Below are 24,578 nucleotides of genomic sequence, written 5' to 3'. Positions count from 1 at the left end.
TTGGTATACGCGTGGGGGCGGGGGGCGGATGTCACGTTTGCTTGAGCGCCCATGCGCCGGGGTGTCCGCTCAGGTGCCATGCGGCGGGCGGGGCATCGCGGGCGCGGCGGCGTTCGAGATGCCAGCGGTCGGTGTCGAGGTCATGCGCGGGGGCCATGTGCCAGCGGCTCTCGACCCCCGGCGCGCCGCCCTCGCCCGGTGTCAGGATCAGGCCGAGGGGGCGATAGTGGCCGCGCGTCGCACCTTCTTCGGCGGCGAGATGCAGGCGGCGCACGGGGGTGAGGCCCGGCGGGCCCGGCAGATCGGCGACGACGAGCGGGGTGGCGCCGCTGCGCAGCGCCTCTTCCATGCACCAGAGCAGATCCTCGCGGCGCCGGGGGGCGGCGAAGAGAAACCGCTCGGGGCCGTTTTCGGGGCCGGTGAGGGCGCGCATGCCGTCGGGGTTGAGCCGGTCGGGCAGCCATGCGGGCGCGATCCAGAGCACCGGGCCGCGCATGGCCCCGGCCAGCAGCATGGCAAAGCTGTGGCGCGCGGGACCGCACCCCTCGTGCAGCCGCGCCAATGTCAGATCAAGCCTGTCGAACAGGCGCAGGGCGGGGCGGGGGCGATGCGGCTGGCGGGTCAGGAGCGGTGTGTTCATGACCTCTGTATAGCGTGTTCGCTAAATGTTCTCAACGCATATGCGCCGGTACCGGATATGTGTCTAGCGCGTCAGCACCAGTTTGCCGCCGGTGATCTCGATGCTGGAGAACCGTTGCAGATAGCTCATCCCGAGAAGCGAGCCGTTCATTTCGCCGCGGTTCACGACCGCGCGCACATCCTCGTGACGGACCGGGCCGATCTCGACGGTTTCAAGCTCGATGGTGGCGGTGCGCACCTCGCCATTGGCGGTAAAGGCGCGGCCCAGATAGGCCAGCTCCTCGGTGTCGATGCCGACGCTCCTCGCATCGCTCTGGCTGAGCACGACCTGGCTGGCTCCGGTGTCGACGACAAAGCGGAGCGGCACGCCGTTGACCTCTGCGGTCATGTAATAATGCCCGTCCGGGGCGCGGGGCAGTTCGATCTGGTTCTCCGAGACGACGCTCTGCATCGGGCGCACGGTCTGGCGGATATCGTCCCAGAGGCCGACCACGGCGATGCCGCCCACGAAGATCAGCACCCAGACAAGCGCCTGCTGCATCAGCTTGCCGATGGACTCGCGGTTTTGCACCACGAACCACAGCAGGATGGCCGAGCCGAGGATGACCAGATAGGTGAGATGTGCGAAGTCGAACTGTTGCATGGGTCCGATATAGGCGCTCAGCCTGCGAAACCAAAGCCGCGCAACCCGTCGAGCACGAATTGCACCGCGAGGGCCGCCAGAAGCATGCCCAGAAGGCGCGTGACCACGTTGATCCCGACCTTTCCAAGCGCGCGCTCCAGCAGGCTGCCCATCAGGAACATCGCGAAGACCAGCGCCACCACCGACAGCATCACCCCGATCACCATGGCCAGCCCCTCGGCCCCCGGCCTCTGCCCCGCCAGCAGGATCACCGAGGCGATGGAGCCGGGCCCGGCGATGAGCGGGATGGCCAGTGGAAAGATCGACGGATCGTCGCCCTCATCCTCTTCGGCGGCGTCGGCCTGCCCTTTGCGCCGTTGGCCGCGCCGCTCGAACAGCATGTCGAGTGCGGTCAGGAACAAGAGCATCCCGCCGGCGATGCGAAAGGCGGGCATGGAAATGCCGATGAAGCCCAGCACCGCCTCGCCGAAGGCGGTAAAGACGATCAGCAACAGCGCCGAGGTCACACAAGCGCGGATCGCGATGGCGCGGCGGCGCGCATGGCCCATGCCTTGTGTCAGCGCCACGAAAAGCGGCGTCATGCCTATCGGGTCGATGATCACGAAAAGCGTGACGAATGCGGTGATCAGAAATGCGGTGTCCATGGGGGGCAGCCTATCGCGGTTTTGCGCGGGGCGCCATGTTCAGGTGACAATGCCAAGGGTGATTTCATTCGGGCAGGGCATGGTTCATGATCAGTGCGGCGCGGCGCAGCGTCTCTGCCTCGGGCATCAGATCGGCATCCCAGCCGGCGAGGATCTCGCGGCAGAGCGCCATCAGGGTTTCGCCCGCAGTGGTGAAGGTGATCAGGCTCTGATTGCGCTTTGCAGGATCCTGGGCCAAGGCGAGATATCCCTCTTGCGCCAGCGCCGTCGCCTGCCGCTGCGCCGCCTGACGGCTGACACCGGCGCGCCGCGCCACGCCCGAAGCGGTATTCTCGCCGCAGATCAGTATCGACAGAAAGCTCAGCTGCGCGGGGCTGAGCGTGATGCCGTGGCCGGTGCGCAAGGCATGGGCGAGATGCCGCGTCACCCGATCCTGATAGCCGCGCGCGGCATGAAAGAGGTCGAGCGTGAGACTGTGCTGCATTGCATTGTCACCTTTGTTGACAACATTTGAGCGGATGGTATCTTGTCACCCAAGTTGACAATTATGGAGATCCCTTATGCCCCTCGCAACCACTTTGCGCCTCAATGCGCTGTCCTGTTTCGTCTTTGGCGCGATATTTCTGCTGCAACCTGTGGGACTCGCCGCGTTTCTCGGGGCACCGCCCGTGACGGTGGTTGCATTCCTTGGTGTCACTCTGCTGCTCAACGCTGCGCTGCTGTGGGCCAGCCAGCACAATGGCCGCGTGCCACGGCGGCATGAGGTTCTGTTCTTCTGCATGGGGGATTTTCTCTGGTTGGTGGCGACGCTTGTCCTTGTGGCGCTCGGCCTTTGGGTCACGACAGCGGTGGGGCAGGTCGCGGCGCTTGTCGTGGCGGCGGGGGTCGGGACGCTCGGCGTGCTGCAATGGCGTGCGATACGGTCAGACAGGCGATAATAATTTCCGCGCTTGGCTGACTTTGGTTCGATGGTCGCTATGTGGTCGAGTGACGGATCAAGCAGCCCGACGCCCGCTGCATATATCGGCGGCGCGCGCGATGGCAGTCGGGTGCCGCACTGACGCTGGCGATGGCGCACAAAGCCGGGTGACAAGAGACTTGAAACAAAAAGGCAGGACAGGATCATGAAAACGAATTCTTATGTGACTTGGGCGCTTTTCGGGGCCGCTGGTGGTGCGGGCTTTGGCCTTTTTGCCGCTCCATTGATCTATATCCTGATCAACCTTTTCGCGGATGGTGTGACATTCGGAGACACCGTTCGCTTTGCCATTGCCAACGGGGCCACATGGGGCGTTTTGGGCCTGATTGCCGGTGTTTTCTTCTGGGTGATCTTCAGGATCCAGACGTCGCCCAAAGAAGATTGATCCCGGCCTGAGATAAAGGTCCGGCAGCCGAGCCAGGTGTTTTAAATCCAACCTGCGCCCGAGACTGGGCTGATCCTAGCGTTCCGCTGCGTCTAGCTTTTCCTGCGCCTCAACCCAGAGGCGTTCGGCGAGGGCCAGACCATCTTCGATCTCGGCGTATTTCTTTTGCCATTGGGTCACGCCGTGCACGTCGTCATAAATGTCCGGGTCTGCCAGTTTCTTGGCGACCTTGCCCTCCATTTCCGTCAGTTTTTCAATACGCTGTTCACATTTCTTCACTTCTTGCCGGAGCCGCAGGACGGCGTCGCGCGAGGGGCGTTTGGGTTTGCTTTCCTTGGGCTTGGGCGCGGGTTTGTCCGCATCCGTGCCCGAGAGCAGCATCGCCCGGTAGCTTTCGAGATCGCCCTCATAAGGGCGCACCTCGCCCTTGTTCACCAGCCACAACCGATCCGCCACGAGGCTGAGCAGGTGCATGTCGTGGCTGACCAGGATGATCGCGCCGGAATAGGCGGTGAGCGCCTCGACAAGGCCCTCGCGGCTCTCGATGTCGAGGTGGTTGGTGGGCTCGTCGAGAATCAGCATGTGCGGCGCGTCGATCGTGGCGAGCATCAGGCTGAGCCGCGCCTTTTGCCCGCCCGAGAGCTGCCCGACCCGTGTGTCGGCCTGCTCGGCCCCGATGCCAAAGCCGCCAAGCCGCGCGCGCAGCTTGGCCGGTGTCTCGGTGGGGCGCAGGCGGCGGATATGGTCGATCGGGGTTTCGTCGAGATGCAACTCGTCCACCTGATGCTGCGCGAAATAGCCGACGCGCAGCTTGGAGGCCTTGTGAATCTGCCCGTCTATCAGTTGAAGTTTATCCGACAAGAGCTTGGACAGGGTAGATTTTCCCTCACCGTTCCGCCCAAGGAGCGCGATCCGGTCGTCCTGATCTATCCGCAGGTTGAGGCGCTGAAGCACCGGCACGCCATCGTAACCGACCGAGCCGCTCTCGATCCGCAGAATCGGGGGGGACAGCTCTTCGGGCGCGGGAAAGCTGAACCGGCGCAGCGCCGCCTCTTGCGGGCGGGTGATCGGCTGCATCTTGGACAGGGCCTTGATCCGCGATTGCGCCTGCTTGGCCTTGTCGGCCTTGTAGCGGAAGCGGTCGACATAGGATTGCAGATGCGCGCGGCGCTGATCCTGCTTCTTGGCCTCGGATTCCGCCGCGGCCAGGCGGGCGGCGCGGGTTTGGGCAAACCGATCGTAAGGGCCTTGATAGAGCGTGAGCTTCTTGTCTTCGAGATGCAGGATCGCACCCACCGCGCGGTTGAGCAGCCCGCGATCATGGCTGACGATCAGCACGGTATGCGGATAGCGCGCGAGATAGGATTCGAGCCAGAGCGCGCCTTCGAGGTCGAGATAGTTGGTCGGCTCGTCAAGCAGCAGCAGGTCGGGCTGTGAAAAGAGCACGCCGGCCAGCGCCACGCGCATCCGCCAGCCGCCCGAGAAGGCCGAGCAGGGCATCAGCTGTTCGGCGTCGTCAAAGCCCAGCCCCTTGAGGATGCTGGCGGCGCGCGCCTCGGCTGACCACGCGTCGATATCGGCAAGGCGGGTCTGGATCTCGGCGATCCGCGCGCCGTCATCGGAGCGGTCGGATTCTGCCATGAGCTCGGTGCGTTCCGTGTCATAGTTCAACACGGTTTGCAGCAAGGATACCTCGTTGCCCGGCACCTCTTGGGCGACGCCGCCGATGCGGGCGCGGGGCGGCAGGCTGATGCTGCCGGTCTCGAGCGCCAACTCGCCCCGGATGAGGCGAAAGAGGGTGGTCTTGCCGGTGCCATTACGCCCCACGATGCCCACCTTGTGGCCCTCGGGGATGGTGGCCGAGGCGTGCTCGATCAGGGTGCGGCCCGCGACCGCGTAGGTGATATCATCAATGCGCAACATGGCCCCCGCATGCCGCAACCGCGCGTCGGCGTCAATCGCGGCTTTTCAAGGTGCGTCCCCCATGCTATCGGAGCCGCGATCAAACAGGGTCAGGCACAGGGCCGGGCCGGTGATTTTAACTGAAAAGAGGCTGAAATGGCTGTTGAACGCACGCTGAGCATCATCAAACCCGACGCGACCAAGCGCAACCTGACCGGCAAGATCAATGCCAAGTTCGAGGACGCGGGTCTGCGGATCATCGCGCAAAAGCGCATCCAGCTGACCCCGGCGCAGGCGGGTGTCTTTTACGAAGTGCACAAGGAACGCCCGTTCTATGGCGAGCTGTGTGACTTTATGGCGTCGGGCCCGGTCGTGGTGCAGGTGCTCGAAGGCGAGAATGCGATTGCCAAGAACCGTGAAGTGATGGGCGCGACCAACCCCGCCGACGCGGCAGCGGGCACGATCCGCGCGGAATTTGCGGAATCGGTCGGTGAGAACTCGGTCCACGGCTCGGACGCGCCCGAGACGGCGGCAGCCGAGATCGCCTATTATTTCTCGGGGCTCGAACTGGTCGGCTAAGCCCTGTCGAAGTCAAAAGAAAAGGCCGCGACCCTCTGGGTGCGCGGCCTTTTTCTTGGTCATATGCTGGCGAAGTCGCGAAAGATCGGCTTGGGTTCCTTGCGGGGTGGTCTGGGCGGTTTGGCGCCGCCTTTCGGATCGCTCTTGGGGGGTGTTGCCTGTGGCATTTGCCTGCTCCTTTTATGGGACAGGGCCACCGGCGGGACCGGCCCCTGCCTTGGTTGATCCGATCATAAAAGCAAGGTTCAGGGGCATGAGCGTGGCTGAGACATGGCTTAGATAAGGCGTTTTAGCCGGTCATGTCGTCGACCACCGTGACACCCGCGCCGGTATAGCCATCCATCGCGGCAAGCGCCGTGTTGAGACCCGAGAGCCCGATGCGGTGGGTCACGAGACGCGCGGGGTCAAGCCGCCCGGCGGCGATCATGTCGAAGAGGGCGGCGAAGCGGTCGGCGCCGATGCCGCGTGTGCCGTGCAGGGTGATCTGCCGTGAATAGACCAGATCGAGCAGCGGCAGGTCGGGCGTGGCATGTGGCCCGAGTGGCATGCCGATCTGCACGTGACGCCCCATCTTTCGCAGGCTTTTCAGGGAGTTGTGGAAGGTCGCCGTGATCCCGAGCGCGTCGAGCGAGACATGCGCGCCGCCCTGCGTCATGTCGCGCACGGCGGTGCCCACGTCCGGCACGTCGCTCGCGTTGAGGGTGGCGTTGGCCCCGAGGCTGCGGGCGAGGGTCAGCGCCTCGGGATTGACATCGACGGCCAGAACCTGCGCGCCGATGGCGGCGCCGATCATGATCGCCGAGAGGCCGACGCCGCCGCAGCCATGCACGCTAAGCCATTCACCCGGTTGGGTTTTCGCCCGGTCCACCACGGCGCGGAACGAGGTGGTGACGCGGCAGCCCATGCCTGCGGCGGCGGCATAGTCCATCGCCTCGGGCAGGCGGACGAGGTTGAAATCGGCGCGCGGGATGGCGACGCGCTCGGCGAAGGCGCCCCATTGGCTGAAGCCGATTACCTGCTGGTGGTCGCAGATTGTGGGCTCTCCGCCCCGGCAATCGGGGCAGGTGCCGCAGCCGAGGATGAAGGGGGCGGTGACCCGGTCACCCACGGCGAAGGCGTGGCATTCCGGTCCGGTTTCAAGGATTTCACCGGCGAATTCGTGGCCCATGACGTGCGGCAGAACCACGTCCGGATCGGTGCCTTTCCACGCGTGATGATCCGAGCGGCAGACGCCGCAGGCGTGCACGGCGACGACCGCGCCGTCGCGGGGGCAGGCCGGATCGGGCACGTCGGTGATGTCGGTGGGGGTGTTGTAGCGGGAAAGGAGGGCTGCGCGCATCGGGCACCTTTGGCTGGAGTTTGCCGGAGCCTAGGATGGGGTGCGCGTGGCGGCAAGGCCGGATCGGGGCTGCCACGAGATGCAGGCAGCCCCGGTGGTCTTCAATAGATCAGGCGACCATGCGCTCGACTACCTCGCCGAAGGACGACGGCGTCGGCACAATGGTGACACCGGCCTCGGACAGGATCTCGACCTTTTCCTGCGCCGATTCGCCGAAGGCCGAGACGATCGCCCCGGCATGGCCCATGCGCCGCCCCTTGGGCGCCGAGAGACCGGCGATATAGGCCGCGACCGGCTTGGTCATGTGGTCGCGGATATAGGCGGCGGCCTCGGCCTCTTGCGGGCCGCCGATCTCGCCGACCATCACGACGGCATCGGTGTTCTCGTCCTTCTCGAAAAGCTCGAGAATGTCGCGGAAGCTAGATCCGTTGATCGGGTCGCCGCCGATGCCCACCGAGGTCGACACGCCGATGCCGCGCTCTTTCATCTGGCTGGCGGCCTCGTAGCCGAGAGTGCCGGAGCGTCCGATGATGCCGACCCGGCCCGGGGCGTAGATATGCGGCGGCATGAGACCGGCGAAGGCCTGGCCGGGGGTGATGATGCCCGCGCAGTTGGGGCCGATCAGGCGCATGCGGCGTTCGGCCTTGTAGCGGCGCATGTAGCGCTTGACCTTGATCATGTCGCGCGCCGGGATGCCGTCGGCGATGCAGACGCAGGTCTGAATACCGGCATCCGCCGCCTCCATGATGCTGTCGGCGGCAAAGGGGGGCGGCACGAAGCAGATCACCAGATCGGCGCCGGTCTCGGCTACCGCGCCCTTGACGGTGTTGAAGACGGGCAGGCCATTGTGCTTGGTGCCGCCCTTGCCGGGGGTGACGCCGCCCACGACGTTGGTGCCGTGCTTGATCATGTCGTCGGCGTGAAAGCTGCCGATGCGGCCGGTGAGGCCGGTGACGAGGACGCGGCTGCTCTGATCTATGAGAATGGCCATCATGCGGCTCCTTTTGCGGAGGTGGGGTTGGAGTCGGACCAGGCGCGGACCACCTGATCGGCGGCGTCGGCCAGGGTTTCGGCGGTCAGGATCGGCAGGCCGCTGTCGGCGATGAGGCGCTTGCCCTCTTCGACATTGGTGCCCGAGAGGCGCACGACGAGGGGCATGGTCAGCTCCAGTTCCTTGACCGCGCGGATCACGCCCTCGGCGATCCAGTCGCAGCGGTTGATACCGGCGAAGATATTGACCAGGATCGCCTCGACATTGGGGTCGTTGAGCACCGCCTGAAACGACATCAGCACGCGGTCGGGGCTGGCGCCGCCGCCCACGTCGAGAAAGTTGGCAGGCTCGCCGCCCGCCATCTTGATCATGTCGAGCGTGGCCATGGCGAGCCCTGCGCCGTTGACGATGCAGCCGATCTCGCCCTCAAGCCCGATATAGTTGAGGCCACGATCGGAGGCGAAGGTCTCGCGCGGGTCTTCCTGGCTCTTGTCGCGCAGTTCCGACAGCTCTGGGCGGCGAAAGAGCGCGTTGTCGTCAAAGCTGACCTTGGCGTCGAGCGCCATGATCTCGCCCGCGCCGGTGACGACGAGGGGGTTGATCTCGACCATGTTGGCGTCGGTCTCTTCCATCATCTTGTAACAGCCGATGATGGTCTTGACCGCCTGCGGGATGAGGGCCGCGTCGAGCCCCAGCGAAAAGGCGATCTCGCGGGCCTGAAAGCTCTGCATGCCGACCGCCGGGTCGACCACCGAGCGAATGATCGAGTCGGGCTCCTGTGAGGAGATTTCCTCGATCTCCATGCCGCCCTGACCGGAGGCCACGACGACGACGCGCTCTTCCTTGCGGTCCATCACGAAGCCGAGATAGATTTCCTGCGCGATGTCGGTGGCCTCTTCGACATAGAGGCGGCTGACCATCTTGCCCTGCGGGCCGGTCTGGTGGGTGACCAGCGTGCGGCCCAGCATCCAGGATGCGGCCTCGCTGATTTCCTTTTCGGATTTGCAGATCTTGACGCCGCCCGCCTTGCCGCGGGCGCCGGAATGGATCTGGGCCTTGACCACCCATTTGTCGCCCGACAACTCGGAGGCGCGGTAGACCGCCTGTTCGGGGCTGTAGGCGATGCCGCCGCGCGGCACCTGCACGCCGAAGCGCTTGAGCAGGTCCTTGGCCTGAAATTCATGGATATCCATGTGATATTCCTCCCTTTGTGTCTCGTTATCCCTTGGCGTCGATGGCGTCGGCCACGCTGAGCACGTTGTTGGCCATGCGCTCGCTCGCCGCGTCGATCATCTTGCCGTCGAGGCTGGCGGCGCCCTTGCCCTCGGCTTCGGCCTTGCGCATCTCCTCGATGATGCGGCGGGCGCGGGTCACTTCGGCTTCGGGGGGCGAGAAAACCTCGTTGGCAAGCGCGATCTGGCTGGGGTGGATGGCCCATTTGCCCTCGATACCCAAGGCGGCGGCGCGTTTGGCGCTGAGCGTGTAGCCCTCGGGGTCGGAGAAGTCGCCGAACGGGCCGTCAATGGCGCGCAGCCCGTAGGCACGGCAGGCGACGGTCATGCGGCTGAGCGCGAAATGCCACTGATCGCCCGGATAGTCGGGGTTGAGCCCGCCAATGACCACGGTGCGCGCGCGGTTCGAGGCGGCATAGTCGGCGACGCCGAAATGCAGCGCCTCAAGGCGGCCGGGGGCCGAGGCGATGGCCTCGACATTGGCCATGCCGAGGGCGGTCTCGATGAGCGCCTCAAGCCCGATCTGGTGGGTGAAACCCATCGCCTCTTCGATCTGGCTGACCATGGTTTCGACGGTGTAGAGATCGGCGGGCACGCCCACCTTGGGCACGAGGATGGTGTCGAGGTGCTGGCCCGCCTGTTCGACGATCTCGACCACGTCGCGATACATGTAATGGGTGTCGAGCCCGTTGATGCGGATCGAGGTGGTCTTGCCCTTGGCCTTCCAGTCGATGTCATTGAGCGCCTGAATGATATTGGCGCGGGCCTGGATCTTGTCGGGCGGAGCGACGGCGTCTTCGAGATCGAAGAAGATGACATCGACCTCCGACTCCGCCGCCTTTTCGATCATCGACGGGTTGGAGCCGGGCACGGCCAGCTCCGAGCGTTGCAGGCGTTGCTTTTTCAGCGGGTGCAGGGTGTAGCTCATCGGGTTTGGCCTTTCACGCGGCGCGAATGGCGGCGCGGGACTGCACCGGGGGGGTGGACATGCGAAACGCCTCTTGCGCTGCGGCGACGCCCTGACCGGGGGTGATAACCGCGCCGGCATCGCAGAGTGCCATTTCAGCCGCCGAGAGCGCACCGCAGAGCATCACCGGGTTGAGGGACCCGAGATGGCCGATGCGGAAGGCGCGGCCGGCGAGCTTGGCGAGGCCGGAGCCGAGCGAGGTCTGGTATTTGTGATAGGCGGTCTCGATCACGGTGCGGGCGTCGATGCCGTCGGGGGCGTAGATCGCCGACACGGTGTCGGAATGCCATTCGGGCGCGTCGGCCACGAGGCGGCAGCCCTGCCATTCGGCCACGGCGGCGCGCACGCCGGAGGCGAGGCGGTGATGCCGGTCCCATACGCTTTCCATCCCGGCATCGAGCAGCATGTCGAGCGAGACGCGCAGGCCCCGCAGCAGTTGGGTGGGGGGCGTGTAGGGGAAATAGCCGGTGTCGTTGAGGCGGATCATGTCCGAAAAGCTGAAGTAGCAGCGCGGCATATTGGCGCGCTCATGGGCGGCGAGGGCCTTTTCGCTGACCGCGAGCAGGCCGAGACCGGCGGGCAGCATCAGCCCCTTTTGCGAGCCCGCAACGGCGAGGTCGACGCCCCAATCCTCCATCTCGAATTCGATCGAGCCGATGGAGCTGACGCCATCGACGAAAAGCAGCGCTGGATGCCCGGTGGCGTCGAGCGCGGCGCGCACGGCGGCGATGTTGGAGGAGACGCCGGTGGCGGTCTCGTTATGGGTGGCGAAGACGGCCTTGATCTCGTGGCCGGTGTCGGCGGCGAGGCGAGCGGCATAATCCTCGACCGGCACACCCTTGCCCCACTCGACGTCGATCACGTCGACCTCGAGGCCGAGACGCTCGGCCATATCGACCCAAAGCATTGAAAACTGGCCGAAACGCGACATCAGCACGCGGTCGCCGGTGCGGAGCGTGTTGGTGATCGCGGATTCCCATGCGCCGGTGCCGGAGCCGGGGAAGATGAAGACGCGGCCGGTCTCGGTGCGGAACACCTTTTTCAGATCCGCAAGCAGCGGCGAGATGAAATCGCCGAAGTCAGGTGCGCGCATGTCCTCCATGGGGACGTTCATCGCGCGACGCACCTCCTCGGGGATATTGGTGGGGCCGGGGATGAATAGATGGGTGTTGCCGTTCATGGGATCCTCCTCTCAGGTTGCCCCGTTTATCGGCGGCATGAGGCCATCGGGTAATGCCCGCGTGCATGGAAAAGCGCGGCCATGCGGGCGGGCATTTGCCCTGCCGGGTAGGGGTGGCCTACCCGGGTAGGTATCCACGGCATGCGGTTGCATGCCGAAAAATCGTTTGATTTCAGGGTGTTCATTGGTTCTATTTGGCCTCTACGGAGGAGGAGACCGTGCGAGACATGACAGAAGCGACCGCTCAGGACGCGGAACAGGGTGTGCCCGAGGTGATCGTGGCCGACCGGCAACTGATTGTCTGTCAGGGTCTGGGGTCACTGGTGGCGCAGATGGCGCAGGTGCGGCTGGGGCCGTTCGCGACCGATCAGGCGAGCTTGCGCAAGGCGCTGGGCGCGCGCAAAGGGCCTGCCATCGTTGTCTTGGGCGTGCGGCTGGCCGATGCCGATCTGGGCCGGGTGCTGGAGACCCTGCGCCGCGATCATCCCCGCGTCATGGTGGTGGTTGTCGCCGAAGAGACCGAGTTTGCCTTCATCCGCACGGCGGTGAAGGCGGGGGCGCACTCAGTCTGCATGATGGGGCAGGTGCTGACCAGCCTGCCGCGCATCCTCGGGCATCTGGTCGAGGGGCACAGCCTGCTGCCGGTGGAGATCCTCAAGCGGCTGATGGGCGAGCAGGGGGATAGCCTGACCCGGCGCGAGCATGAGATCCTCGGGCTGCTGGTCGATGGTCTGACGAATTTCCAGATTTCCGCGCGGCTGGGGCTGTCGGAAAATACGGTGAAATATTACCTCAAGGCGATTTATCAGAAACTCGACGTGAATTCGCGTGGCGGGGCGATCGCGAAATACGTGGCGGGGACGTATTGAGGCCACGGATTGACGGGGATCAAGGTGACGCTGCCGAAACGTGGTACAGTATCCGAAAGCGGGTGAATTGCCCGTTGTGAGGAGGTCCCGATGCGCAAGACGATCACCACGCTGACACTCGCTGCATTGACCATGATTCAACCGGCCTTTGCGCAGGATGTGCGGGCTGGAGAGGAAACGTATGAGCGGTACTGCGCCGCCTGTCACGGGCCGGGCGGCACCGGGCACGGGCCGATGCGCGCCGTGCTGACCCTGCATCCCACAGACCTTACGGCGTTGCGGCTGAACACCGGCGGCTATTTCCCGCTGGAGCGTGTCATTCGCAGGATCGACGGGCGTGATCCGCTTGTCGCCCATGGCAGCCCGATGCCGATCTATGGTGGATTTTTCGAGGGGCGGGGTGTGGCGATCAAGACCGAGACGGGCGAAATCATGTTGACGAGCCAGCCCGTGATCGACCTCGTGGCCTATTTGCAGAGCCTGCAACAGCCGTGAAATTGACCTGGACCGTTGCTGTGCTACCTCCTACCTACGGAGGTGCATCATGCGATATCTGATACTGTCCTTTGCAGTCGTGCTCGGTCTGGTCGGGCCGCTTCATGCCAATGACGGCGCGCGCGCCGTGATTTCGGCGCAGATCGAAGCGTTTCTCGCGGAAGATGTCGACCGGGCCTACAATTATGCGAGCCCGTTCATTCAAGACAAGTTCGGCTCACCGGAACGCTTTGGCGACATGGTGCGCGAGGGCTATCCGATGGTGTGGCAGCCGTCTGATGTGGTGTTTCTCGAGGCCGAGGAAATCGGCGGATCGCTCTGGCAAAGCGTGAGCATCCGGGACGTGTCCGGCAAGGGCTGGATTGTCGATTACGAGATGATCGAGAGCGAGGGTGGCTGGCTGATCAACGGCGTGCGTGTTCGCCGTGCGCCCGAGAGTTTGGCTTGAACCGCCCAACCGGGGCGCGAAAGTGGTCCATGATGCCGATTTCGGAACAGTCTGGTCTACGATGCCGGGGCACAATCGCGCCGTCCCGGTAATGGCACCGGGTGATTCACCTGACAAGGGCGCGGCGATGAACCTGTATCCGACTCTGGAAATTCTCGATGGCAAATGCGTGAGCCTCACGCGGGGGCGGCTTGACGAGCCGATGATCTGGCATGTCGATCCGGTCGAGACCGCGCGCGGTTTTGCAGCGGCGGGTGCAAGCTGGATGCACCTCACGGACATGAACGGAGTTCGTGGCGACGGCGCCAACGTCGATCTGGTCACGGAGATCATCCGCGCGGTCGGCATTCCGGTGCAGCTGGGTGGCGGATTTCGCTCGCGCGAGACGGTGACGCAGTGGATCGACAAGGGCGCGGGGCGGATCGTGCTGGGAACGATGGCGGTGCATGATCCCGAGGGCGTCAAGGAACTGGCAAAATACCACCCGGACCAGATCGTTGTTGCGCTGGATATCTTTCAGGGCAAGCTGATGACAGATGGGTGGCGGAACCCGTCGGCCTTTGGTCCCGAAGATTTTCTGGCCGCCTTCGAGGGCGTGCCGCTGGCCGGAGTTCTGGTCACCGATATCGACGCCGACATCGAAGACAGCGATGGCAGCCTCGGGGTGATCTCGGGGCTTGCGGCGCAGACCCGCCTGCCGGTGATCGCGCGGGGCACCGTGCGCAGTGTCGATGATGTTGCGCGGCTGCGTTACATCCCCAACATCTCGGGCACACTCATCGGCCGCGCGCTCTTGGCCAAGGATGTCGATCTGGCCGAGGCGCTTGCCGTGGCGCGCGCGGCCCCGGAGCCGAAGGCGGAGTTTATCTAGGATAAGAGAGACGGTGCCTTGCCCCGTCGTTTCTGACCGGCCGTCGCGATCTGGAGACCGGATCGCGGGTTGATCTGGCGCGGAACCCGGGCGGCATGTGGCCTCTGTCCTGCGCCTCGGGGCCGAGGGCAGGCAAATCGCGCACATCCTTTTCGCGCATGCTACACTATGAGCAGAGTGTCGCCTTTTCAGCGTCACAGGCATGTGTGTAACGGTGCGATGCCCTTGCCCCTGAGGGTCAAGGCGCGGTATGAGCAGCGGAAGAACAAGAAAGGAAAGGGCACCATCATGCGGCGTGTCGTTGTCACGGGTCTGGGTCTGGTGACCCCTTTGGCCGATGGGGTCGAGAAAAGCTGGAGCCGTCTATTGGACGGGCAGTCCGGGGCCGGGCCGATCACCCGGTTCGATCCGGCGAACGTGATCACGAAATACGCCTGCGAAGTGCCCTATGGCGACGGCAGTGACGGGACCTTTGATCCTGACCACTACATGGAGCCCAAGGAACGCCGCAAGGTGGATCACTTCATCCTGTTCGGTCTGGCCGCCGCGCAGCAGGCGGTCGAGGATGCGGGCTGGACGCCGGAGGATGACGAGGGCCGCGAGCGCACCGGCGTGATGATGGGGTCAGGCATCGGCGGTCTGCGCTCGATCGAAGAGACCACGAATATCATCCGCGACAAGGGCGTGCGGCGGGTATCACCGTTCTTTATTCCCGGTGCGCTGATCAACCTGATCAGCGGGCAGGTGAGCATTCGCTACGGCTTTAAGGGCCCGAACCATTCGGTGGTGACCGCCTGTGCGACGGGCGCGCATGCGATTGGTGACGCCGCCCGGCTGATCATGTTCGGCGATGCCGACGTCATGGTCGCGGGCGGGGCCGAGGCCTCGATCTGCGAGATCGGGATCGCCGGGTTCAACGCCTGCAAGGCGCTGTCGACCAAGCGCGCCGATGACCCGCAGGGTGCCAGCCGCCCCTATGACGTGGATCGCGACGGCTTTGTCATGGGCGAGGGCGCGGGTGTCGTGGTGCTTGAGGAATACGAGCACGCCAAGGCGCGCGGCGCCAAGATCTATGCCGAGGTGCTGGGCTACGGTCTGTCGGGGGATGCCTATCACATCACCGCGCCGTCCGAGGATGGCGATGGCGGGCTGCGCGCGATGCGGTCGGCGCTGCGCAATGCCGGGATGGAGCCGTCGGATATCGACTATATCAACGCGCATGGCACCTCGACCATGGCAGACACGATCGAGCTGAAGGCGGTGGAGACCCTGCTGGGAGATGCGGCGGGCAAGGCCACGATGAGTTCGACGAAATCCTCGGTCGGGCATTTGCTGGGCGCGGCGGGCGCGGTCGAGGCGATTTTCTCGATCCTGGCGATCCGCGATCAGGTGGCGCCGCCGACGATCAACCTCGACAACCCGGCGGTCGAGACGCCGCTCGATCTGGCACCCAACGCCAAGCGCGCGCGCAAGATCGACGTGACGCTGTCGAACAGCTTTGGCTTTGGCGGCACCAATGCCGCGCTGGTGCTGGGGAAACCGCGCTGATGTGGCGGCATATCGCGTCTAATTTCCTGACGCTTCTGGTGGTTGTGGTGTTCTTGCTCGGGGGGGTCATCCTCTGGGGGCAGAGCGAATACACCGCGCAGGGGCCGCATGGCGACCCGATCTGCCTGCGGGTGGAGCCGGGCAGCAACATGCGCATCGTGTCGCGCAAGCTGGAAGGCGAGGGGGCTGTCACCAGCGGCGCGATCTTTCGCATCGGCGCGGATTATGCCGAGAAAGCCGATGATCTGAAGGCCGGTAGCTGGCTCATTCCGCAGGGCGCAAGCATGTCGGAGATCACCGACATCATCACCCGGGGCGGCGCGAGCAGCTGTGGCACCGAGGTGGTGTATCGCATCGGCGTGACCTCGGCCGAGGTGGTGGTGCGTGAGCTTGATACCGGCACGGGCCGCTACGAGGAGCGCGCCGCCTTTGATCCGATGGCCGAGGAGGTCAGCGCGCCCGAGATCTTCGACACCGTGCGGGATCAGGCCGATACGCGCTATCGCATCGCCTTTGCCGAGGGCATCACCAGCTGGCAGGTGGTCGAGGGGCTGAAAGCCGTCGATGTGCTGGAGGGTGAGGTGGCAGAGGTGCCCGACGAAGGCACGCTCGCGCCTGACAGCTATGAGGTGCGCGCGGGTGACAGCCGCGAGAGCGTTCTGACGCGGATGGCCGAGGCGCAAGCGGTCTTTCTCGCCGCCGCGTGGGAGGGGCGTGCCGAGGGGCTGCCTCTGGAGAGCGCGCAGGAGGCGCTGATCCTTGCCTCGATCATCGAAAAGGAAACCGGCGAACCCGAGGAACGCAGGCAGGTGGCCAGCGTCTTTGTCAACCGGCTCAATCGCGGCATGCGGCTCCAGACCGATCCGACGGTGATCTACGGTGTCACCGAGGGGCGCGGCACGCTGGGCCGTGGCCTTCGACAGAGCGAGTTGCGCGGCGTCACACCGTGGAACACCTATGTGATCGAGGGGCTGCCGCCCACGCCGATCGCCAACCCGGGCCGGGCGAGCATCGAGGCGGCGGTCGATCCTGCGACAACCGACTACGTGTTCTTTGTGGCCGACGGCACGGGCGGCCACGTCTTTGCCGAGACCCTGGACGAGCATAACCGCAACGTGGCCCGTTGGCGTGAAATCGAGGCTGAGCGGGCCAATAACTGAGCGCGCAGCGCCCGGCCGTCCCGCTCGTCTTACAGCGTTACGACTTTTCGTTGAAACAGTCGTAACGCTGTAGTTCATTGTTTTTGCGCAATTTCGAACCGAAAAAGTCTATCAACTTTTTCTGAAATTGCTTTAACGCCCCCGGATGCGCGGATCGAGCGCGTCGCGCAGGCCGTCGCCCATGTAGTTGATCGAGAGCACCGTCAGCGAGATCGCGAGGCCGGGCCAGAACACCCGCTCGGGGTAGTCCTGCAGGTATTGCGTCGCGTCGTTCAAGAGCCGGCCCCAAGTGGGGAAATCGGGTGGAAAGCCGAGGCCCAAGAACGACAGCGCGCTTTCGGTGATGATCGCATTGGCGATGCCAAGCGTCGCCGAGACCATGATCGGCGACATCACGTTGGGCAGGATATGCCGGGTGATGAGGTTGAAATTCGTGGTGCCGATGGAGCGGGCGGCAAGGATGAATTCGCGCTCTTTCAGGGCCAGCACGTCACCGCGCACGATCCGCGCCGTGGGCATCCAGCTGGTCACGCCGATGGCCACCACGATCAGGATGAAGATGCCCATTTCCGGGCCGAACATGCCGTTCAGCGCCTCACGGAACAGAAGCACCATCACCAAGAGCAGTGGCAGCAGCGGCAGTGACAGGAAAAGGTCGGTAAAGCGCATGAGCGGGCCGTCGAGACGGCGGAAGAACCCGGCCAGAACCCCGATCAGCGAGCCTAGCACCAGCGCTAGCAGCATCGCCGTCAGCCCCACGGCAATCGAGGTGCGCCCGCCTTCCAGCATCCGCGCCAGCGTATCGCGGCCCAACTGGTCGGTGCCGAAGGGATGCGCGAAAGTGGGCCCCTGATTGCGCGAGCGGATGTCGATATAGGTGGCGTCATAGGGCCAGATGTACGGCCCCAGGAACACCGCGAGGATGATGAACAGGAGCACGATACCGCCCGCGAGCGCGCCGCGATGCGATTTGAACTGGTCCCAGACATCGCGCCAATGGCTGCGCGGCGGGGCTGTCGGGCCCTCGTCGGCCAGCGCGGTGATCGGTTTGGGATCGGGGGACTCAGTCATAGCGGATCCTCGGGTCGAGCACGCCATAGAGCACGTCTGCGACGATATTGAACATGACGATGAGCACCGCGATCATGAAGGTCACGGTCTGCACCATCGGCAGGTCATTGGCCTGAATGGCGGTGATCAGAAGCTGGCCAAGGCCGTTCACCTTGAAGATCTGCTCGGTGATGATCGCGCCGCCGAAGATGTAAGGCACCCCGAGCGCGATGACGGTGACCACCGGGATCATCGAGTTGCGCAGCACATGCACCATGACGACCGCCCATTCCGACAGGCCCTTGGCGCGGGCGGTGCGCACGTAATCCTGGTTGAGATTGTCGAGCATCGAGGCGCGCATGAAGCGGCTGATCTGCGCGGTGGTCTGCAGCGCCAGCACCATCACCGGCATCACCATTTGCAGGATCTGTTTCTTGAAGGTCGCCCAGTCGACCACCTCGAGCGTGGTGTCGTAGATCGAGGGCAGCCAGCCCAGTTGCACCGAGAAGATCACGATCACCAGCACGCCCGAGAAGAACGGCGGCACCGAATAGCCCACCATGGTGATGAAGGTGCCCGCCTGATCGAAGAGCGAATATTGCCGGTAGGCGGAATAGATGCCGATGGGGAGCGCAATCAGGATGCCCACCACGTAGGACATCGCCACCACCCACAGGGTCTGCGGCATGCGCTGCACGATCACGTCCATGACCGGCGAGCGGAACTGCCAGCTGAGCACGCGCTGCTGGCCCTCGGCCAGCGCGGTGCCGAAGATGTGGTCGAAGAGCAGCATCGGCTCGACCACGAAAAACTGGTACATCCACTTGAAAAACCGCACATGCGTCGGCTCGCCGAGGCCCAATGCCTCGCGCATGCGTTCCTTGACCTCGGGCGGCACGGTCAATGGTACTTGCGCCATCGGGTCGCCGGGGGCGAGTTCGAGCAGCAGGAAGATCACGAGGCTGATGAACAGCAGCGTCGGAATCGAGAGCACGAGCCGTCGGATCGTATAGGTCAGCATGCGCGGCGCCTCTGCGGGGTATTCAATGAAAAGAGGGGCCGGGCATGCGCCCGGCCCTTATCCGGCGCGGGCCGGATCACTCCTTGATGCGGTACCAGTCGGCCGCGTTCCACAGCTCGGTATCCCAGGTGTTCATCACCACACCGCCGAGCGTGTTGGATTTGGCCGAAACCCGGCCACGGTGGACCAGCGGGATGATCACGTTGCTGTCTCTGGTGACCATGTTGTTGAGCTCGATGGCGATCTCACCGCGCTTCGACAGTTCCGCGGTGCCGCCCAGCTCCTTGATCAGCGCATCATAGTCCGGGTTGCAATACCGGTTGATGTTCTCGCCCTGCCACTGCGTTGCGGGCCGCGGGATTTTCTCGCAGGTGCGCGACGCCAGATAGCTCTGCGGGTCGGTGCCGTCGAAGTTGTTGGCATACATCTCGACATCGGCGTAGAACTTGACGAAGGTGTCGGGACTGCCCGGATCGCCGCCGAAAAAGACGCTCGCATTGATATTGCGCAGCTCGGTCTCGACGCCGATTTCCGCCCACCACTGCTTGATCAGCGCCTGGAAGTCCTGGCGCACGGCGTTGGTCGAGGTCTGGTAGAGGATCGAGAGTTTCACGCCGTCCTTTTCGCGCACGCCGTCTCCATCGCTGTCGGTCCAGCCGGCCTCATCCAGAAGCGCCTTGGCGCCGTCGATGTCCTGTTCGAGGCAATGGGTGTTATTCGCGGCATAGATCTCGGGGGCGGGCACCCAGTCACAGGTCGGCTTGCCCGCCTTGCCATAGCCGATCTCGGTCAGCAACACGCGGTCGATGGCCATCGACAGCGCCTTGCGCACCGCCGGATCGGTCAGGAACGGGTGCGGATGGTCGGCGGTCGCGCGTTCGCCATCGGGCAGGTCCGGCGAGGGATCGGTGAGGTTCATTTCCAGCCTCTCGACCAGAGTGCCGAAGGCGGCGAGCGCCTCGCCCTGGCCGGCCTCTTCCATGTTGGCGATCACGTCGGGGGCAAGCTGCAGGTTCCAGGCGTAGTCGAATTCGCCGGTCTCCAGCACCGCACGGCCTGCCGAGGTGGCATCGCCGCCGCCCTTGAAGGTCATGGTGGCGAAATGCGGCTTGTCGGGATCGCGATAGTTCTCGTTGGCCGACAGGGAGATCACGTCATTCGGGCGGAACTCATCGACCACGAAGGGCCCGGTGCCGATGGGGTGGAAATTTTCATCGGCGCATTCCGAGGCCCGCGCGCCGGTGCAGTCGGCATATTGCGCGGCCTGGATGATCGGCGATGTCCCGCCGGTGAACGGACCGTACGGGTTGGGCTGCGGCCCGTCGAAATGCACGGTCACGGTCAGATCGTCGACCACCTCGACGTCGGCCACGCCTTCGAACTTGGCGAGCTGGGCGCAGCCGCCTTCGGGGTTCATGCAGTAATCGGCGGTGAATTTCACGTCCGTCGCGGTGAAGGGCGTGCCGTCCGACCATGTCAGTCCCGGCTTGATCTTCCAGGTGATCGACTTGAGGTCTTCGGATACGCCGCCGTTTTCGACGGTGGGAATGTCCTCGGCGAGATAGGGCACCAACGCGCCCTTCTCGTTATAGCGCGCGAGCGGCTCGATCACGAGGCTGGCGGCCTCGCGCTCCTTGGTGCCGCCGGTCAGATATGGGTTCATGATCGACGGCGCCTGCCAGTAGATCACGTTAACATGGCCATCCGCGCCACGCTCGGCCATCGCCATCGAGGCGAGACCGGCGAGCGCGGTGGCGCCCAAGAGAATCGGTCTGAGGGTCATAACGGTGTATATCCTCCGCTGTTGCGATGGCTCTGCGGCCATCTGTGGTTCCGTTTTGTCGGGGCAGCCGGGGGGGTGGTGCCCGCCCCGGCCCCAACCGGTCTGACCATCACAGACTGGATTTCGTCAAAAAGCAAGGGTGCGAGCATCAATGGAACGCGAGAAGGGTTCGCTTTCGTTCGACGTTTGACAGGCTGCGGCGGTTATGCGTAGCGTTCAGGCTTGGACGATATGCAAAACGAGGCGCGTCATGCTGGACACTCCGATTGCCCGGATCGAGAACCTTCGGGTCACCTTCGAGACCAAGGACGGCCCCGTGGTGGGGGTCGAGGATGTCTCTTTCGAGGTCAATCCCGGTGAGACCGTCTGCATCGTGGGCGAATCGGGATCGGGCAAGTCGGTGTCGTCACTGTCGCTGATGCGGCTTATTGAGTATGGCGGCGGCACGATCGCGGGCGGGCGGATGCTGTTTGACCGCCGCGAGGGCGGCGAGGTCGACCTTGCCACGACCGAACAGGGGCTGATGCGCACGATCCGGGGCAACGAGATCGGGATGATCTTTCAGGAGCCGATGACCGCGCTCAACCCGGTCTTTACCGTGGGGCGGCAGCTGTCCGAAGGCTTGCGCGTGCATCGCGGGATGGACAAGCGGCAGGCCCGTGCGCGGGCGCTGGACCTCTTGAAGGAGGTGCGTATCCCGGAGCCGGAGCGCCGTCTTGACCAGTATCCGCATGAGCTGTCGGGCGGCATGCGGCAGCGCGTGGTCATCGCCATGGCGCTGGCCTGCAAGCCGCGCCTCTTGATCGCGGATGAGCCGACGACGGCGCTCGACGTGACGATTCAGGCCGAAATTCTGGCGTTGATGGACCGGCTGAAGCGCGACACCGGGACGGCGGTGATCTTTATCACCCATGACATGGCGGTGGTGGCGCAGATGGCCGACCGGGTGGTCGTGATGTTCCGCGGCAACAAGGTCGAGGAGGGGCCGGTCGAGCAGATCTTTGAGGCGCCTCAGCATGATTATACCCGTGCGCTGCTGGCTGCCGTGCCCAAGCTGGGCGAGATGCGCGGCAAGGCCTATCCCGAACCGATGAAGCTGGTGGGCGCGGATGCGCAGGATATCAAGCCGATCAAGGGCCAAGACGAGGAGCTGTTGCACGTCAAGGGCCTGACCACGCGGTTCGCCGTCAAGGGCGGGTTCTTTCGCCGGACGGTCGCCAATGTGCATGCGGTCGAGGATCTGTCCTTTTCGCTCGCCAAGGGCCGCACGCTGAGCCTTGTGGGCGAGAGCGGGTGCGGGAAATCCACCGCCGGGCGCTCGATCCTGCGGCTGGTGGAGCCGATGGCGGGCGAGGTGGTGCTGGATGGCACCGATATCATCGCGCTCGCCCCCGGTAATTTGCGCAAGGCTCGGGTCGATATGCAGATGGTCTTTCAGGACCCGTTCGCGAGCCTCAATCCGCAGATGAAGCTGGCCGATCAGGTGGCCGAGCCGATGCGCAATTATGGCCTTGTCAGCCGCTCGGAAATGGATGACCGGGTGGCGATGCTGTTTGACCGGGTGGAATTGCCGCGCTCGTTCCTGCGGCGCTTTCCGCATGAACTCTCGGGCGGGCAGCGGCAGCGCGTGGCGATCGCCCGCGCGCTTGCGCTGAACCCCAAGCTGATCGTGGCCGATGAGGCGGTGAGCGCGCTTGACGTGAGCGTGCAGGCGCAGGTGCTGAACCTGATGATGGAATTGCAGGCAGAACTTGGTCTGAGTTATCTCTTCATCAGCCATGACATGGCGGTGGTCGAGCGCGTGAGCCATGATGTCGGCGTGATGTACCTTGGCCGGATCGTCGAACGCGGCCCGCGCGCCGCCGTCTTCGAGAACCCGCAGCACCCCTATACGCAGGCGCTGATGAAGGCGGTGCCGGTGGCCGATCCGCGCCGCCGCAAATCCGAGAAGGACCTCAATTTCAAGCCGATCCCGTCGCCGATCCACCCAGTCGGATACGAGCCGGGACCGTCAGAATACAAAGAGGTGGAACCGGGCCATTTCGTGCTGACCTCTGATAGCGGCTATTGATCATGACCCAAAGACTGACGCCGGTCGAGCTGATGACGCAGCTCGTGAGCTTTCCCACCGTGAGCCGTGACAGCAATCTGCCGCTGGTGGATTGGGTCGAGGACTATCTGCGGGAGAACGGCATCACCGCGCATCGCCTTTATGACGAGACCGGGGAGAAGGCCGCGCTGTTCGCCCATGTCGGGCCGGAGGTCGAAGGTGGTGTGGTGCTCTCGGGGCATACCGACGTGGTGCCGGTGGATGGCCAGCCCTGGACGACCGATCCGTTTACCGTGGAGGAGCGGGACGGCAAGTATTTCGGGCGCGGTTGCGTCGATATGAAGGGCTTTGACGCGCTCGCGATCTGGGCGCTGGTCGAGGCGCATCTGCTGGGTGTGGCGCGGCCCCTGCAACTGGCGCTGAGCTATGACGAGGAGGTGGGCTGCGTTGGCGCGCCGCCGATGATCGAGCGGATGCTGGAGGTGTTGCCGCGCGCGGAGCTGGCGATCATCGGAGAGCCGTCGACCCTGCAGGCGGTGACGGGCCACAAGGGGGGGCTGGGCTACGACGTGCATGTGGTGGGCTTTGAGGTGCACAGCTCGATCATGCATCGCGGGGTCAACGCGATCATGGCTGCCGCGCCGCTGATCGACTGGGCCAATCAGCAAAACGCCGAGAACCGCGCGCGCACGCCGTCGGAGCTTGGGTCAATGTTCGAGCCGCCCTGGACGACGCTGCATGTCGGTCAGATCACGGGCGGGACGGCGCATAACATCACCGCCAAGGACTGCCGTTTCGGCATGGATTTCCGCGTCGTGCCGGGCGAAGACCCCGAGGAGTGGGGCGCGCTCTTTGAGGCGCGGGTCGCGGAGGCCGAGGCCGAGATGCAGGCAGTGCATCCGGATACGCGGATCGAATTGCGGCGCAAGTTTCGCGTGCCGGGGTTGCAGCCGGAAGAGGGCGGCGCGGCGGAAGGGTTGGCGCGGCAGATTACCGGCGACAATGGCCGCCACGTGGTCAGCTACGGCACCGAGGCGGGGCAGTTTCAGGAGCGCGGCTATTCGGCGGTGATCTGCGGGCCGGGCGATATCGCGCAGGCGCATCAGCCGGACGAGTTCATCACCGTGGCGCAGTTCGAGGCCGGGCATGATTTCATGCGGCGCTTGGTGGAGAAATTGCGGGGGTAGGGGCTCTGGGCCGCGCATCGTCGTGCCGCGGTGTGGCGTCATGCCGGAGGCATGACTCTGGCATGACGATGGCGCGGCGGCCTTAGGGCCGCGTTTCGCGCAGGGTGGTTCAATCAGATATCCGCCCAACGCCAAAGTTCATCCTGCCCTATGCGCTATGGCTTGCGCCGTTTCGGTGGTGTGCTGCCGCCGAATCCGGCGCGGGATTTGGCCGGTGCGCCCTTGGGTTTGGGTTTTCCCGGCTTGCCGGGTTTGCCGGGTTTTCCGGGCGTGCCCGGCGGCGTGAAGCGTTTGGAGGTGTCAGCGGCCAGATTGGGTTTGGGCTTGGCGGGCGCGGCAGGGGCCTCGGGGCGCGGCGCGGGTTTGGCCTTGGGCTTGTCAAACGGCTTGGCCCCCGGCTTGCCGGGCTTCTTGTCATAAGCGGGTTTGCCCGGCTTTTTATCGGCCCATGGTTTCTTGTCCGCCGGTTTTGGCGCGTCAGACCGGGGCTTGCGCGCGGGCGTCACCGCGCCGCTCTCGACCGCCTGTTCCATCCGGTCGGGCTTGGGCGCAGGGCGCGCGCGGGGTTTGGGCGCGGGGCGCGGGGCGTCCTTGTCACGCGGGGCACGGTCCTCAC

General features: G+C 64.7%; 24 protein-coding genes and 1 pseudogene. 11 read left to right on the top strand and 14 right to left on the bottom strand.

Annotated features, from left to right (window positions below; genetic code table 11):
• Nucleotides 1–31: 31 nt before the first annotated feature.
• From Q0X85_RS18175 to Q0X85_RS18160, 4 genes are all read right to left on the bottom strand, one after another.
• Nucleotides 32–640, bottom strand: coding sequence for a hypothetical protein (locus tag Q0X85_RS18175; RefSeq protein ID WP_297774389.1), 609 nt, complete (start codon nucleotides 638–640; stop codon nucleotides 32–34).
• A gap of 63 nt (nucleotides 641–703) precedes the next feature.
• Nucleotides 704–1,282: a TIGR02281 family clan AA aspartic protease gene (locus Q0X85_RS18170; RefSeq protein ID WP_297774387.1), complete on the bottom strand. Its 579-nt coding sequence runs from the start codon at nucleotides 1,280–1,282 to the stop codon at nucleotides 704–706.
• A 17-nt stretch (nucleotides 1,283–1,299) separates the two neighbouring features.
• A complete protein-coding gene (locus tag Q0X85_RS18165; RefSeq protein ID WP_297774385.1) occupies nucleotides 1,300–1,926 on the bottom strand; it encodes a MarC family protein in 627 nt (208 codons plus the stop codon).
• 64 nt (nucleotides 1,927–1,990) lie between these two features.
• Nucleotides 1,991–2,410, bottom strand: coding sequence for a MarR family transcriptional regulator (locus Q0X85_RS18160; RefSeq protein WP_297774383.1), 420 nt, complete (start codon nucleotides 2,408–2,410; stop codon nucleotides 1,991–1,993).
• A 76-nt stretch (nucleotides 2,411–2,486) separates the two neighbouring features.
• Between Q0X85_RS18160 and Q0X85_RS18155 the strand changes: the two genes are divergently transcribed.
• Together Q0X85_RS18155 and Q0X85_RS18150 are read left to right on the top strand one after the other, a co-directional pair.
• Nucleotides 2,487–2,864 (top strand): hypothetical protein, encoded by a 378-nt coding sequence (locus tag Q0X85_RS18155; protein ID WP_297774382.1) that lies wholly within the window; start codon nucleotides 2,487–2,489, stop codon nucleotides 2,862–2,864.
• A gap of 186 nt (nucleotides 2,865–3,050) precedes the next feature.
• Nucleotides 3,051–3,290, top strand: coding sequence for a hypothetical protein (locus tag Q0X85_RS18150; protein ID WP_297774380.1), 240 nt, complete (start codon nucleotides 3,051–3,053; stop codon nucleotides 3,288–3,290).
• Nucleotides 3,291–3,365: 75 nt separating this feature from the next.
• On the opposite strand, the gene Q0X85_RS18145 is transcribed toward Q0X85_RS18150, so the two are convergent.
• Entirely contained in the window at nucleotides 3,366–5,213 is a 1,848-nt protein-coding gene (locus Q0X85_RS18145; RefSeq protein ID WP_297774378.1) for an ABC-F family ATP-binding cassette domain-containing protein, read from the bottom strand.
• 135 nt (nucleotides 5,214–5,348) lie between these two features.
• Between Q0X85_RS18145 and ndk the strand changes: the two genes are divergently transcribed.
• Complete coding sequence (gene ndk / locus Q0X85_RS18140) at nucleotides 5,349–5,771, top strand: nucleoside-diphosphate kinase (RefSeq protein WP_297774375.1); 423 nt, start codon at nucleotides 5,349–5,351, stop codon at nucleotides 5,769–5,771.
• A 289-nt stretch (nucleotides 5,772–6,060) separates the two neighbouring features.
• Here ndk and Q0X85_RS18135 read toward each other — a convergent pair whose 3' ends face one another.
• The 5 genes from Q0X85_RS18135 to Q0X85_RS18115 form a co-directional block, all read right to left on the bottom strand.
• The gene (locus Q0X85_RS18135; RefSeq protein WP_297774373.1) at nucleotides 6,061–7,110 is read right to left on the bottom strand and encodes a zinc-dependent alcohol dehydrogenase family protein; all 1,050 of its coding nucleotides are present in this window, start codon (nucleotides 7,108–7,110) and stop codon (nucleotides 6,061–6,063) included.
• A gap of 109 nt (nucleotides 7,111–7,219) precedes the next feature.
• Nucleotides 7,220–8,101: a succinate--CoA ligase subunit alpha gene (sucD, locus tag Q0X85_RS18130; RefSeq protein WP_297774371.1), complete on the bottom strand. Its 882-nt coding sequence runs from the start codon at nucleotides 8,099–8,101 to the stop codon at nucleotides 7,220–7,222.
• The gene (locus Q0X85_RS18125; RefSeq protein WP_297774369.1) at nucleotides 8,101–9,294 is read right to left on the bottom strand and encodes a malate--CoA ligase subunit beta; all 1,194 of its coding nucleotides are present in this window, start codon (nucleotides 9,292–9,294) and stop codon (nucleotides 8,101–8,103) included. Before Q0X85_RS18125 ends, sucD begins: the two co-directional genes overlap by 1 nt.
• Nucleotides 9,295–9,319: 25 nt before the next feature.
• On the bottom strand, nucleotides 9,320–10,261 hold the full coding sequence (locus Q0X85_RS18120) for a CoA ester lyase (RefSeq protein ID WP_297774367.1): 942 nt from the start codon (nucleotides 10,259–10,261) through the stop codon (nucleotides 9,320–9,322).
• 13 nt (nucleotides 10,262–10,274) lie between these two features.
• Nucleotides 10,275–11,480 (bottom strand): aminotransferase class V-fold PLP-dependent enzyme, encoded by a 1,206-nt coding sequence (locus tag Q0X85_RS18115; protein ID WP_297774364.1) that lies wholly within the window; start codon nucleotides 11,478–11,480, stop codon nucleotides 10,275–10,277.
• A 227-nt stretch (nucleotides 11,481–11,707) separates the two neighbouring features.
• Between Q0X85_RS18115 and Q0X85_RS18110 the strand changes: the two genes are divergently transcribed.
• From Q0X85_RS18110 to mltG, 6 genes are all read left to right on the top strand, one after another.
• Nucleotides 11,708–12,349 carry a response regulator transcription factor gene (locus Q0X85_RS18110; RefSeq protein ID WP_297774361.1) on the top strand — a complete coding sequence of 214 codons (642 nt, stop codon included), beginning with the start codon at nucleotides 11,708–11,710 and terminating at the stop codon, nucleotides 12,347–12,349.
• Nucleotides 12,350–12,439: 90 nt separating this feature from the next.
• Nucleotides 12,440–12,844, top strand: coding sequence for a c-type cytochrome (locus tag Q0X85_RS18105; protein WP_297774358.1), 405 nt, complete (start codon nucleotides 12,440–12,442; stop codon nucleotides 12,842–12,844).
• Between the two features lie 49 nt (nucleotides 12,845–12,893).
• Nucleotides 12,894–13,292, top strand: coding sequence for a DUF4864 domain-containing protein (locus tag Q0X85_RS18100; protein ID WP_297774355.1), 399 nt, complete (start codon nucleotides 12,894–12,896; stop codon nucleotides 13,290–13,292).
• Between the two features lie 127 nt (nucleotides 13,293–13,419).
• A complete protein-coding gene (locus Q0X85_RS18095; RefSeq protein ID WP_297774353.1) occupies nucleotides 13,420–14,163 on the top strand; it encodes a 1-(5-phosphoribosyl)-5-[(5-phosphoribosylamino)methylideneamino] imidazole-4-carboxamide isomerase in 744 nt (247 codons plus the stop codon).
• 288 nt (nucleotides 14,164–14,451) lie between these two features.
• Entirely contained in the window at nucleotides 14,452–15,711 is a 1,260-nt protein-coding gene (gene fabF / locus Q0X85_RS18090; RefSeq protein WP_297774350.1) for a beta-ketoacyl-ACP synthase II, read from the top strand.
• Nucleotides 15,711–16,871 (top strand): endolytic transglycosylase MltG, encoded by a 1,161-nt coding sequence (mltG, locus tag Q0X85_RS18085; protein WP_297774347.1) that lies wholly within the window; start codon nucleotides 15,711–15,713, stop codon nucleotides 16,869–16,871. Before fabF ends, mltG begins: the two co-directional genes overlap by 1 nt.
• Before the next feature lie 132 nt (nucleotides 16,872–17,003).
• On the opposite strand, the gene Q0X85_RS18080 is transcribed toward mltG, so the two are convergent.
• The 3 genes from Q0X85_RS18080 to Q0X85_RS18070 form a co-directional block, all read right to left on the bottom strand.
• On the bottom strand, nucleotides 17,004–17,942 hold the full coding sequence (locus tag Q0X85_RS18080) for an ABC transporter permease (RefSeq protein ID WP_297774344.1): 939 nt from the start codon (nucleotides 17,940–17,942) through the stop codon (nucleotides 17,004–17,006).
• The gene (locus Q0X85_RS18075) at nucleotides 17,935–18,942 is read right to left on the bottom strand and encodes an ABC transporter permease (protein WP_297774342.1); all 1,008 of its coding nucleotides are present in this window, start codon (nucleotides 18,940–18,942) and stop codon (nucleotides 17,935–17,937) included. The genes Q0X85_RS18080 and Q0X85_RS18075 overlap by 8 nt, the downstream gene beginning before the upstream one ends.
• 76 nt (nucleotides 18,943–19,018) lie before the next feature.
• Complete coding sequence (locus tag Q0X85_RS18070; protein ID WP_297774339.1) at nucleotides 19,019–20,725, bottom strand: peptide ABC transporter substrate-binding protein; 1,707 nt, start codon at nucleotides 20,723–20,725, stop codon at nucleotides 19,019–19,021.
• A 250-nt stretch (nucleotides 20,726–20,975) separates the two neighbouring features.
• Between Q0X85_RS18070 and Q0X85_RS18065 the strand changes: the two genes are divergently transcribed.
• Complete coding sequence (locus tag Q0X85_RS18065; RefSeq protein ID WP_297774337.1) at nucleotides 20,976–22,796, top strand: ABC transporter ATP-binding protein; 1,821 nt, start codon at nucleotides 20,976–20,978, stop codon at nucleotides 22,794–22,796.
• A 2-nt stretch (nucleotides 22,797–22,798) separates the two neighbouring features.
• Nucleotides 22,799–23,962 carry an acetylornithine deacetylase gene (argE, locus tag Q0X85_RS18060; protein ID WP_297774335.1) on the top strand — a complete coding sequence of 388 codons (1,164 nt, stop codon included), beginning with the start codon at nucleotides 22,799–22,801 and terminating at the stop codon, nucleotides 23,960–23,962.
• Nucleotides 23,963–24,117: 155 nt separating this feature from the next.
• Here the strand turns inward: argE and Q0X85_RS18055 are convergent.
• Nucleotides 24,118–24,578: pseudogene (locus Q0X85_RS18055) on the bottom strand (ATP-dependent RNA helicase); the annotation flags it as partial.

Origin of the sequence: uncultured Roseovarius sp., assembly GCF_947259555.1 — a bacterium.
GTDB lineage: Bacteria > Pseudomonadota > Alphaproteobacteria > Rhodobacterales > Rhodobacteraceae > Roseovarius.
Note: the sequence above shows the minus strand (reverse complement) of the source record. Positions and strands in the feature narration are given on the sequence as shown.

Excerpts from the sequence above, each read along its gene's own strand:
- Q0X85_RS18175 (WP_297774389.1), bottom strand. The coding sequence starts at position 640 with ATGAACACACCGCTCCTGACCCGCCAGCCGCATCGCCCCCGCCCCGCC.
- Q0X85_RS18170 (WP_297774387.1), bottom strand. The coding sequence starts at position 1,282 with ATGCAACAGTTCGACTTCGCACATCTCACCTATCTGGTCATCCTCGGC.
- Q0X85_RS18165 (WP_297774385.1), bottom strand. The coding sequence starts at position 1,926 with ATGGACACCGCATTTCTGATCACCGCATTCGTCACGCTTTTCGTGATC.
- Q0X85_RS18160 (WP_297774383.1), bottom strand. The coding sequence starts at position 2,410 with ATGCAGCACAGTCTCACGCTCGACCTCTTTCATGCCGCGCGCGGCTAT.
- Q0X85_RS18155 (WP_297774382.1), top strand. The coding sequence starts at position 2,487 with ATGCCCCTCGCAACCACTTTGCGCCTCAATGCGCTGTCCTGTTTCGTC.
- Q0X85_RS18150 (WP_297774380.1), top strand. The coding sequence starts at position 3,051 with ATGAAAACGAATTCTTATGTGACTTGGGCGCTTTTCGGGGCCGCTGGT.
- Q0X85_RS18145 (WP_297774378.1), bottom strand. The coding sequence starts at position 5,213 with ATGTTGCGCATTGATGATATCACCTACGCGGTCGCGGGCCGCACCCTG.
- ndk (WP_297774375.1), top strand. The coding sequence starts at position 5,349 with ATGGCTGTTGAACGCACGCTGAGCATCATCAAACCCGACGCGACCAAG.
- Q0X85_RS18135 (WP_297774373.1), bottom strand. The coding sequence starts at position 7,110 with ATGCGCGCAGCCCTCCTTTCCCGCTACAACACCCCCACCGACATCACC.
- sucD (WP_297774371.1), bottom strand. The coding sequence starts at position 8,101 with ATGGCCATTCTCATAGATCAGAGCAGCCGCGTCCTCGTCACCGGCCTC.
- Q0X85_RS18125 (WP_297774369.1), bottom strand. The coding sequence starts at position 9,294 with ATGGATATCCATGAATTTCAGGCCAAGGACCTGCTCAAGCGCTTCGGC.
- Q0X85_RS18120 (WP_297774367.1), bottom strand. The coding sequence starts at position 10,261 with ATGAGCTACACCCTGCACCCGCTGAAAAAGCAACGCCTGCAACGCTCG.
- Q0X85_RS18115 (WP_297774364.1), bottom strand. The coding sequence starts at position 11,480 with ATGAACGGCAACACCCATCTATTCATCCCCGGCCCCACCAATATCCCC.
- Q0X85_RS18110 (WP_297774361.1), top strand. The coding sequence starts at position 11,708 with ATGACAGAAGCGACCGCTCAGGACGCGGAACAGGGTGTGCCCGAGGTG.
- Q0X85_RS18105 (WP_297774358.1), top strand. The coding sequence starts at position 12,440 with ATGCGCAAGACGATCACCACGCTGACACTCGCTGCATTGACCATGATT.
- Q0X85_RS18100 (WP_297774355.1), top strand. The coding sequence starts at position 12,894 with ATGCGATATCTGATACTGTCCTTTGCAGTCGTGCTCGGTCTGGTCGGG.
- Q0X85_RS18095 (WP_297774353.1), top strand. The coding sequence starts at position 13,420 with ATGAACCTGTATCCGACTCTGGAAATTCTCGATGGCAAATGCGTGAGC.
- fabF (WP_297774350.1), top strand. The coding sequence starts at position 14,452 with ATGCGGCGTGTCGTTGTCACGGGTCTGGGTCTGGTGACCCCTTTGGCC.
- mltG (WP_297774347.1), top strand. The coding sequence starts at position 15,711 with ATGTGGCGGCATATCGCGTCTAATTTCCTGACGCTTCTGGTGGTTGTG.
- Q0X85_RS18080 (WP_297774344.1), bottom strand. The coding sequence starts at position 17,942 with ATGACTGAGTCCCCCGATCCCAAACCGATCACCGCGCTGGCCGACGAG.
- Q0X85_RS18075 (WP_297774342.1), bottom strand. The coding sequence starts at position 18,942 with ATGCTGACCTATACGATCCGACGGCTCGTGCTCTCGATTCCGACGCTG.
- Q0X85_RS18070 (WP_297774339.1), bottom strand. The coding sequence starts at position 20,725 with ATGACCCTCAGACCGATTCTCTTGGGCGCCACCGCGCTCGCCGGTCTC.
- Q0X85_RS18065 (WP_297774337.1), top strand. The coding sequence starts at position 20,976 with ATGCTGGACACTCCGATTGCCCGGATCGAGAACCTTCGGGTCACCTTC.
- argE (WP_297774335.1), top strand. The coding sequence starts at position 22,799 with ATGACCCAAAGACTGACGCCGGTCGAGCTGATGACGCAGCTCGTGAGC.